Origin of the sequence: Bradyrhizobium sp. Ec3.3, assembly GCF_000472925.1 — a bacterium.
In the GTDB taxonomy this organism is placed as follows: domain Bacteria; phylum Pseudomonadota; class Alphaproteobacteria; order Rhizobiales; family Xanthobacteraceae; genus Bradyrhizobium.
In genome coordinates, this window is record NZ_AXAS01000078.1 from 19,482 (window position 1) to 28,135 (window position 8,654).

Annotated in this window: 7 protein-coding genes and 1 pseudogene; 4 read left to right on the top strand and 4 right to left on the bottom strand. The window is 59.4% G+C overall.

Annotation, left to right across the window (positions count from 1 at the left end):
* Positions 1-1,754: 1,754 nt before the first annotated feature.
* Positions 1,755-3,068 carry a caspase family protein gene (locus YUU_RS62595; protein ID WP_051390173.1) on the bottom strand — a complete coding sequence of 438 codons (1,314 nt, stop codon included), beginning with the start codon at positions 3,066-3,068 and terminating at the stop codon, positions 1,755-1,757.
* A gap of 7 nt (positions 3,069-3,075) precedes the next feature.
* The gene (locus YUU_RS0141145; RefSeq protein ID WP_027527466.1) at positions 3,076-3,984 is read right to left on the bottom strand and encodes a DUF4399 domain-containing protein; all 909 of its coding nucleotides are present in this window, start codon (positions 3,982-3,984) and stop codon (positions 3,076-3,078) included.
* A 256-nt stretch (positions 3,985-4,240) separates the two neighbouring features.
* Between YUU_RS0141145 and YUU_RS0141150 the strand changes: the two genes are divergently transcribed.
* Both YUU_RS0141150 and YUU_RS0141155 read left to right on the top strand, forming a co-directional pair.
* Positions 4,241-5,113 (top strand): formylglycine-generating enzyme family protein, encoded by an 873-nt coding sequence (locus tag YUU_RS0141150; protein ID WP_027527467.1) that lies wholly within the window; start codon positions 4,241-4,243, stop codon positions 5,111-5,113.
* Between the two features lie 2 nt (positions 5,114-5,115).
* Entirely contained in the window at positions 5,116-5,547 is a 432-nt protein-coding gene (locus YUU_RS0141155; RefSeq protein ID WP_027527468.1) for a hypothetical protein, read from the top strand.
* A gap of 357 nt (positions 5,548-5,904) precedes the next feature.
* Here YUU_RS0141155 and YUU_RS0141165 read toward each other — a convergent pair whose 3' ends face one another.
* Both YUU_RS0141165 and YUU_RS61850 read right to left on the bottom strand, forming a co-directional pair.
* Entirely contained in the window at positions 5,905-6,138 is a 234-nt protein-coding gene (locus YUU_RS0141165; protein ID WP_027527469.1) for a hypothetical protein, read from the bottom strand.
* Positions 6,139-7,018: 880 nt separating this feature from the next.
* On the bottom strand, positions 7,019-7,168 hold the full coding sequence (locus tag YUU_RS61850; protein WP_245288258.1) for a hypothetical protein: 150 nt from the start codon (positions 7,166-7,168) through the stop codon (positions 7,019-7,021).
* Between the two features lie 56 nt (positions 7,169-7,224).
* Here YUU_RS61850 and YUU_RS59505 point away from each other — a divergent pair, with 56 nt between their 5' ends.
* Both YUU_RS59505 and YUU_RS63025 read left to right on the top strand, forming a co-directional pair.
* The gene (locus tag YUU_RS59505) at positions 7,225-7,461 is read left to right on the top strand and encodes a hypothetical protein (protein ID WP_156944810.1); all 237 of its coding nucleotides are present in this window, start codon (positions 7,225-7,227) and stop codon (positions 7,459-7,461) included.
* Between the two features lie 205 nt (positions 7,462-7,666).
* A pseudogene (locus tag YUU_RS63025) lies at positions 7,667-8,238 on the top strand (IS5 family transposase); the annotation flags it as partial.
* Between the last annotated feature and the right edge of the window lie 416 nt (positions 8,239-8,654).

Sequence of the window (8,654 nt, forward strand, 5' to 3'; positions counted from 1 at the left end):
TGTGATCGCGCTCACACGTGCTCTACCGGGCATCGCGGAGAATTCCGGTGTGACCGCCTTTCCTGTTTAACGCACATCCAAGCGCACAGAGTTTTTCTAAGTCGGCCTTTAGCGCTCGTGGTTCTGCGGTCATGTCTGTAGCGAAGAACAGATCGTCGCGGCGAAAGCGGAAGGACGAAAGCGATTGGCTTATGTACGGCAGGACCGGAGACAGATATCGGCGCGCGATCGCCCGCGGCGAGGGCGAAGAGACTCGCCGAATGAAGCGCCGGCGCCGATCTCACCGCAAGAAGCGCCGGCAGCGGCTGGCGACACACCGCCGACGGTTGCGCTAAAACTGAAACAAAAGAGGCCGCCGACCAAGGCGGCCTAACTGCTGGCGCCACCCGCTAGCAGGATAACGATCGCGACGATTGCGATACCTTCGCCCCTATGGTGCCGCTGCGTCGCCATGAGTGGCCATTCCCTGACATGCAAATCTGAGAAATGCTTGAACCCGACTTAACCGCAACCCTACGCCGGTGGACGATACGGATATGCGCACCGCGAATGGTCCGCCAGCTCTGGGAAATTCTAATCCGAGTCATTTAACCTCCAAGGTTCAATGAATGGTAACGGTTGTCTCAGCAACGCGCTTTCCAACACACGCCCGGGATAGCCGATCCAGAGGTCAACGACCGTGATGCGCGTCACTGGAACCTCGGTTACATGACGAAGGCGCTTCTAAGCATCACCGCGGGGAGCAATGTGGCGCCGAAGATTGCGACAGCAAGACAGATGCGCGCTGGGATTGGTTACGAATCGACGGCGGCGGGATAGGACGTCGCCGCCGCGAAAGGGATCTTGCTCATTGCATCACCCCACGTTTGAGGGCTGCCCGCTGAGCGGCGGTCGCTGGGACATCTCAACTACGAAAAGTCGGCAAACTATCGCGCCGCAAAGCAGCGAAGAACCACGCGGTAGTTTGATAAGAAGCGAAAACGTTCCTGGCGCTCGGCTGTTTATTTTGGGAACGAGCCCTGAAAGAGGAGGGTTGTTATGCGACGGAGGAATTTGCCATGCTTATGTTTTGGTTGCCGATCATAATCTTCGAAGCGATGCTTGAATCAAACTTGAATGAGCGCAAAGCAGGCGATCCAACGGTGATCGAATAGTGCCGCTCGAGTTGCGCTCCGCAATATGTGATTAGGATCACGGCCCTGACGCGTGACTTGGAAGATTGTCCCGTCGGTCAGTTGTTTGCTGTTCTTCGAGGAGCACACTATGAACGTCGTGATTCAAAGACTTAATGGCCTGTGGCACCTTGTCGTCGGGTCGTGCCAGCTCCGAACTCCCTTCCTGGAGACTCAGGACCGGGAGCTGGTCGTTACGTACGCCCGGCGAGTTTACCCTGGCGCCAAAGTCTTCGAACGCGACTGATCTTGACAGCGACGCGCTCGAGCGAATGTTGTCTCATGCTTGAGTGACTTGCCATTTCGCAGAAGGGCCGCTCTTGGCACCGGAAACACCAGACGCAAATCCTTATGGCGCGTTTGGAAAGCGCTGCGATCCGGTCACCGTCGGTCGACTTGACGGCGTCGCGCCTCCCTTGAATCACTGTATCGAGACATCTTGGGCGGCGATCGGTCGCACACAAGCGGCGGCTTTCGCGGACCATCAAGATGCCACCTTCCGAGTTAGGCGGCCCCCCGGGGGGCGGGCACAAATTGCGATCGAGAAATGTCTTGGACACAACGCGAAGTGTCCAGACGAAATCAAGGAGCGACGCTCTCGCGCAATCGGCGGAGTTGGGAGCGGAGCCGCTCGCAGCCCAATTCCCTCTCGAGCTTGGTGATCGCCTCAAGCGTAGGTTCAGCGCGCACGCTCAGCAACCGCGCCATGTCGCGGGTGCAAGTATCTTCCGAACGGACAGTCTCGTTCTGTGCCTGCAGCTTCGGAGCGGCTTGCGGCGCCGCATTTCCGTCAGAAGGCAGAGCTGTACTGCTAACAATACTCTCAAACAGACGCTGTACTTGTGGACGCAGCCGCTTGCAGGCGATTTCGCGTTGGAAGTTGGTGATCTCGTCCGGCGCAGGGTTGGCGCGCAGACGCGCCAGCCTCGCTTCGTCGCGGACACAGGGGTCCGTGATTTCGGGGGCGGGCTGCCCGGGAAGCGGCGGCTTGGGCAGCTCCGCCTTCACCGCCGGTGGCGCGCTTGGCGGTGTTGGATTGACCAGGGCCGGCTTCGGCGGGGCCGGCGCCGGAACTGGCGGAGGGGCCAGGGGCAGCGCTGCCGGCGCGACGTTTGTTGCACCCAACTGCGGCACTAACGAGATGGTTGCGCCGCCGAGAGAGCCATAGATGAACGGCTCCTGCCGTCCACCGGTCATGGCGATAACGTCATCGCGCACGCGGCCAAGCGCGATCCGAACGTCGACACCGGGCTCGGCAAGGTGCCGGAGCAGCGCGGTTGCATAGGGACTGTTCACGCCGTCGCCGTCATAGGAGATCGAGCCGGCCTTCGCCGCGTAGGCCACCAGCGTATCGGCGCTGATTTCATCGAGCTTCGCAAGCCCGCCTCTGGTCGGCGAGCGGCTTGCGGACCGCAGCTTGGCCGCAAACGGGTTGTCGCGGCAGGCGTCGAGCAGTATCAGACGCAGGCGGCGTACCGGTTGGAGCGCCCAGATGATGCGATCGAGCGCGATAGCCTCATCGTCGACGTCGTAGTCGTGGCTCAGCTTGGCATCCATCGGTATCAGATAATTCGTGCCGCCGATCTCGATGCCGTGGCCGGCGTAATAGACCACCGCCACATCGGCGTTCTCTGCAGTAATGAGAAACTCGCGCACAGTGCGCTTGAAGTCGACGACGCCGAGATCGTTGCGCGAAATGACGACGTCGAAACCGATAGATTTGAACAGCGCTGCGATCGCTTTGGAGTCGTTGCCGGTATTGGGCAGCGTCGGTGCGTTCGTATAGGCGGAGATTCCGACCACCAGCGCGACCCGACGCTCCGCTGCGGCCGCATCGGCGAACATCGCGCTGACGACGAGGCAGAGGACGTAGATCAAGAGCCGGCGCGGTTTCATTGCTGCATTAATATCCGTAACTCCGCCAGGAGCGATGGCGGTACTTGCGCTTTCTTGGCGGCTGGCCGCTCTCCGTCACCGTGACGTTAATGACTTCGGAGAACACCGGTGGATCGTGCGGCACGTGGGCAAAATCGGCGAACAGCAGGCGCAGCTTGTGCTGGCCGATCGGGAGCGTGATCTTCGCTTCGGTCTGGCCAGCGCCGAAGTGCAGGTGATTGAAGTCGTTCGGGATCGGTTGGTCGAGTGGCGGCAACTCGGCATCGACAAGCAAATGATGATGGCCGGTATTGGGTTTGTCGAACCCCGCCGGCGCCACGCCCATGTTCAACAAACCGAAGCGGATAACCGGATTCGGAGAAATATAGGAGCCGTTCCTCGGATAGATGAAATAGACCTTGGCATCCTTCGGTGCGGAACGCCGTCCGCCCGCCGCAGGAGCTGCTTGAGCCACCGCGGGGGCGGTTTGGTCAGCTACCTTGACCTTGATCCGCTCGGAGATCACCGGCGGCGAATGCGGAACATGATTCTTGTCGGCGAACACCAGTTGCAAGGTGTGCTCGCCGGGCGTCAACGAAATCTCTGCCTCGGTCTGTCCCGCGCCGAAATGGAGGTGCTGGAAATCGTTGGGAATTTCAGCATTCAGCGCCGGGGTTGGCGAATCAACGATCAAATGATGGTGACCACTGTTGGCGCGGTCCGAACCTGCCGGCGCAACGCCCATGCCATGCAGGCCAAAATGTAGAGTGGTCTTGGTTGGCAGCGTGTCGCCGTCTTTCAAGCCGATGAAATAGACAGCCGCCCCGGGCGGCGACGGCGTTGGTCCGCCCGTCTGAGTTTGGGCCTGTGCGGCGTGGCAGTGCATCAAACCGCCGATAAATGGAACCAGAATCGATAACAGCAATCGTTGCATCATCGCAATCTTCCCAATGCATAGACCACAATCTGGACCGCAGGAGCCGTGGGAAACTGAAATAATCGCAAGCATCGACAATATGCCCGTCCGGCAAAACGAGCGGAATTGAAACGATATTCCTTTGCCGCCCAATGTAAACCAAAATCCCGTGGCGCGACCGTCGCCTTGCCGGTCGCGGCCGAATGAAGCATGCTATGCAACATTGAATGTGACGTGTGCATACTCCCGATCGTTCGAGCCGACCGGAGATCACAACATGAAATCCGCCGTCTTGTCTGTGATTTTTCTCACAGCGCTACTTGCAAGTACTTCGGAAAGCGCCCAGCGAGGGCTGAGCAGCGGCCCGTCTGGCGACCAACCGTCCGCGCCAGCCGATACCAGAGTGGCTCAACAACAGGGAACCAGTCTGGATCCGGGAGAGCTGTTTCGCGATTGCGATAACTGCGCCGAGCTCGTCGTTGTGCCGCCGGGAGACTTCGTGATGGGATCCAATGACACGCCCTATGAGAAGCCCGAGCACCTGATCAGCATTCGCAAGCCCTTCGCCATCGGGCGCCACGAGGTGACGTTCGCGGAGTGGGATCCGTGCGCCGATGCCGGCGCGTGCAAAGTGCGCCCCGAGGATCACGGCTGGGGCCGCGGCGACCGCCCAGTAGTCAATGTCAGCTGGGAAGACGCCAAGCTGTACGTCGCCTGGCTGTCGCAGAAGACCGGACAGAAATACCGTCTGCCCAGCGAGGCGGAATGGGAGTATGCCGCGCGCGCGGGGACCAGAACGCCATTCTGGTGGGGCAAAGAGGTCGGCGCCGGTCATGCGCAGTGCGACGGCTGTGGCAGTCCGATCAAGCAGCAGGTCGTGCCAGCGGGCTCGTTCCGGCCAAATGGCTTTGGGCTCTACGACACTTCTGGCAATGCTGCGGAATGGGTCGAGGATTGCTGGAACGATTCCTATCGCAATGCGCCGAAGGACGCGTCGCCTTGGACGTCGGGCGACTGCCGCTTGCGGGTGCTGCGCGGGGGCAACTTCCTCAGCAAGGCCAGCGACGTCAGATCTTCGGCAAGGTTTCGCTACGACGTTGACGTGCGTTACTACGCCAACGGTTTTCGCGTCGTGCGGGAGTTGCCGTAATCATGCCGCGCGCGGAAACAATACGGGTGATCGTCGCGGCGATACTTGTGTTGTTTGTTGCAGCCCCTGCCGCTTGGGCGCAGACCTACTCCGCCAGCGGGCAAATCGGCTATCTGCACGAGTGGGAGATAACGGGAAATCTCGCGAAAACGGTTACGCGTCTGGGTGCAGAATATTCAGGGACGATCACGCTGCGTCACGTCGGCCTGTGCAGCGTCAATGGCGTGGAACAAAAGCAGGCGCGCATGCAGCTGAAAGCTTCGTCCGGGCGGCTGGAAGGCACGTTGATCATGGACGGGGATCAATGCCGCATCGTCGCATCTGGATCATCTGGCTCGGGACTGTTGATCTGCGGCAGCGGACAAGACGTTCCGATCAATCTCCTGATCGGCAAAGCTGTTGAGACCGAAGCGGCGGATCGCGCGGGACTTTAGAGTGCCGCGGTTTCGAAGTGCTGCTTGCTCGCCGCAACAGTCCGCGACGACTATGATGCCGGCGCCCGCGCCAACACACGCTCCTGCGGCCTCGACCGGCTCGGCTGCTTCACCTAATCCGCAACTCCACTAGAGAGGCGCTACACGACCCTCGGAGGCAAGAGCTTTACGCGGTCTTTCCCAAATGTACCGTTTGGAGCCGCAAGCTGTTCTTGAGATTGTGCCCGGGCTGCGACGGAAGCGCCATCGGGCGAGTATCGCTCCGGCGAAAGCACGCCGAATGATTGCTGTCGCGATCGCATTCACCCCCTGACGAAGAAGTATGAACGATGGCAGCTCTAACAGCATCGCACCCTCTCAGTGCGGCCTGCCGAGCACGAATGCGAACGGCAGAACGAAAATCTCGTCGCCGGCATCATCGCTGACATGCAGGGCCCACTGCCGCCAATCTTCCAGGTTGGCGGCTGCGACGAGGGATCGCACCCTGCGGGTGGCCTCCTCACACGCCTCGATCAGGTCGGATACGAATGTGCCGCGACGATCCATCAGGACCCCCTTAGCGTTCGAGCAATGGAAATAGACCTGAGCCATGTACGCCTCCTTGCAATATCCGGGCGAGTAAGCTCGACCCTGCGCGTCGGAGTCATACGAGGCCTCAAAAGGGATTGTCCGTGATCATCCGCACATAATGCATTTTGGTAGCCTCGCGGGTCCGTGATCGGTTCGGCCTCAAATCACGCACACCACTCATCCATGGACGGGGTATGGATCCACCCCGTGTTTACTCCGTCGGCAGCCGAAACCTCAGCGGCAGCTGTCTATCGTGCCTGCGTCCCGTCGGGTTCGGCCCGCCCGCCGCCGCTGGAAGCGGGCGCATTGCCGGCAGAGATAGCAACAGAACGCGGCACCATCCTGCAGTGCTTGCAAACGCGACACAGGGAAGAGGCTCGGAAGCCTTGACAGTGGCGGGGCTGAATTGCCCCGCCATTGACCCACAGAGGGCCGTACGAGCATTTCTACATTTATCGGCTAGTCTAGGTCGTTAGCCCGCGGCCATAAATAGAACCCACGGCCATTTCTGAGTGGTGCAGCGGTGGTTTTAGGTTGGTTATGAACACCACGAAGCACAGCGCGCCGATCGCGAAGATGATAAGACTAAAAAGGTAGTTTAGGTTCATCTGTGTTCCTCGCCGCCTTTTCGTTCTGGGGCTGCATCATGCAGCCATGAACCGGACGATGAAGAGATCGACCAGAATCTTCCGTGACGGCGCTCACAATGTCGAGAATTGCCTCCTTTGCCTCTCTGAGCCACGCAGCGACCGTTGCTTGGCTATCTTCGCGATGGTGGCGCGGCTGCATGCCGTGGCGGACTGGATAGCGTTCCACGGCATCATCAGCATGCGGGCAGTTCCGTTGTTGCGCTCGACATTGGCCGGGCGCCCTTGTCGCGGCCCGTTGCCCTGGCCTTGGCTTACCCTCGCGCCTGCCAGCGGCGGCCGTCTTCATTGCGTGCGATGGCCGCGAGCATGTCGCGCAGAATTCCGTTGATGGCATCGAACACGCGGACCGTGAGCGCGTCGCCATTGCCGCCCGTGATTTCCGTCACAGATAGAAAAGCCACCCTTCAGTATGGTTCGAGCCACATGTTGTTCATTGCAACCCCTGAGGAGGAAAGTCATGAGTGGAATGCGTGAGCTGATCGATACGGAACTCGACGCCGTGAGTGGAGGGTGTCACGGGCATCATCATGGGCATCATGGGCATCACGGACTCTTCAGCTTCGGTAATTTCGGCAACATCGGCAATATCGTCGTAGAGCAGAACATTGCCGTGCAGATTGGTGTGGCTATCGGCAATAACGCCAGCGTCACACAGCAGCTCGGTGGTCAGCTGAACTTCGCCTCTATCCACTAAATTGCGGGTTCCCGAACACTCCTTGCCCGCTCCCCGGGGGTGTTCGGATACGAATTCAATCGAGAATTCTCGTGGACATGGGCACCGTCGCTCAAGGCGCTCGGCAAGGGTCTCGACGCGGTGTCGATGCCCAACGAGCGTCACCGCGCGCAAGTTCGTGTCCGTTCCGATCGCCTGACCGCCCAAGCCAGCGGCGGATGGCAATTCGTACGGTACAATGACCACTTGCTACAAACGCTTCGTTCGCTGGCGCAGGACCAGCGTGCTGAGCCATGGACGCGCTTGCCGCGGCCATGATGCCGCTGTCCAGATGATCGACACCTCGATTGTCTGCGTGGATCAGCATAGAGTGTGTATCACCCGGAACAGAGTTCGGTCGATGGGACGGTCCACGGGTTAACGCGCAGATTCATGCGGTGGTTGATACCAACGAACTTCCGATCCAGCTCGCGGTGACGCTTACGACGATCAGCTTGTCGGGAAGCGCCTGTCTCGCCTCAGGGCTGGATCAATATTGCTTGTCGACCCTGGCTCCGACGCCGAGTTGGATCAGAGAACTCGCAATCAGGAAGGCTGGCCTGGGCCAACATCCGGCCGAAAAGCAACTGCAATAAGCCAATCTGTTTTTAGCCATACCTCTACCGAGCTCTCAAGATCGTTGAACGCTTCTTCAACAGGACCAAGCAATGTCGTGAGGTCACAACGCGTTACGACAAGCTCGCGGCAACCTACCTCGCGTTCGTTCAGCTTGCGCCAAATAGGCTTTGGCTCCGCGCTTCATCCTTATACGTTGTTCCTGAGATAGCCAAACTCGTTCAAGGCATGCGAGAGTCCATGCCACATGAATCAGAAACGCCGTGGAAGAAAAAGTCACACACAGCGTAGCTCCAACGGGTCATATCGTGGCCAAAGCCGACTGCCGCTGTTGGGCGCCACGTGATTTCTGTCACAGATAAAAAATCCGTCCTCAGGCATCTACACGAGCAGTGAGGCACTGGCTCGCTTCGAGCCAGATGTTGTTCACAGATGCAAACACTTTGGATAAATCATCATGATGCGTGAACTCATCGATACGGACCTCGAGGCGGTGGCTGGNGGTACTGTCAACGTTGCTTCGATCTCGATCCCGACGTTGACCCAGACTCTTCTTCAGAACAACTCGCTCAACCAGACCGGTGTTGCTATCGGCGGCT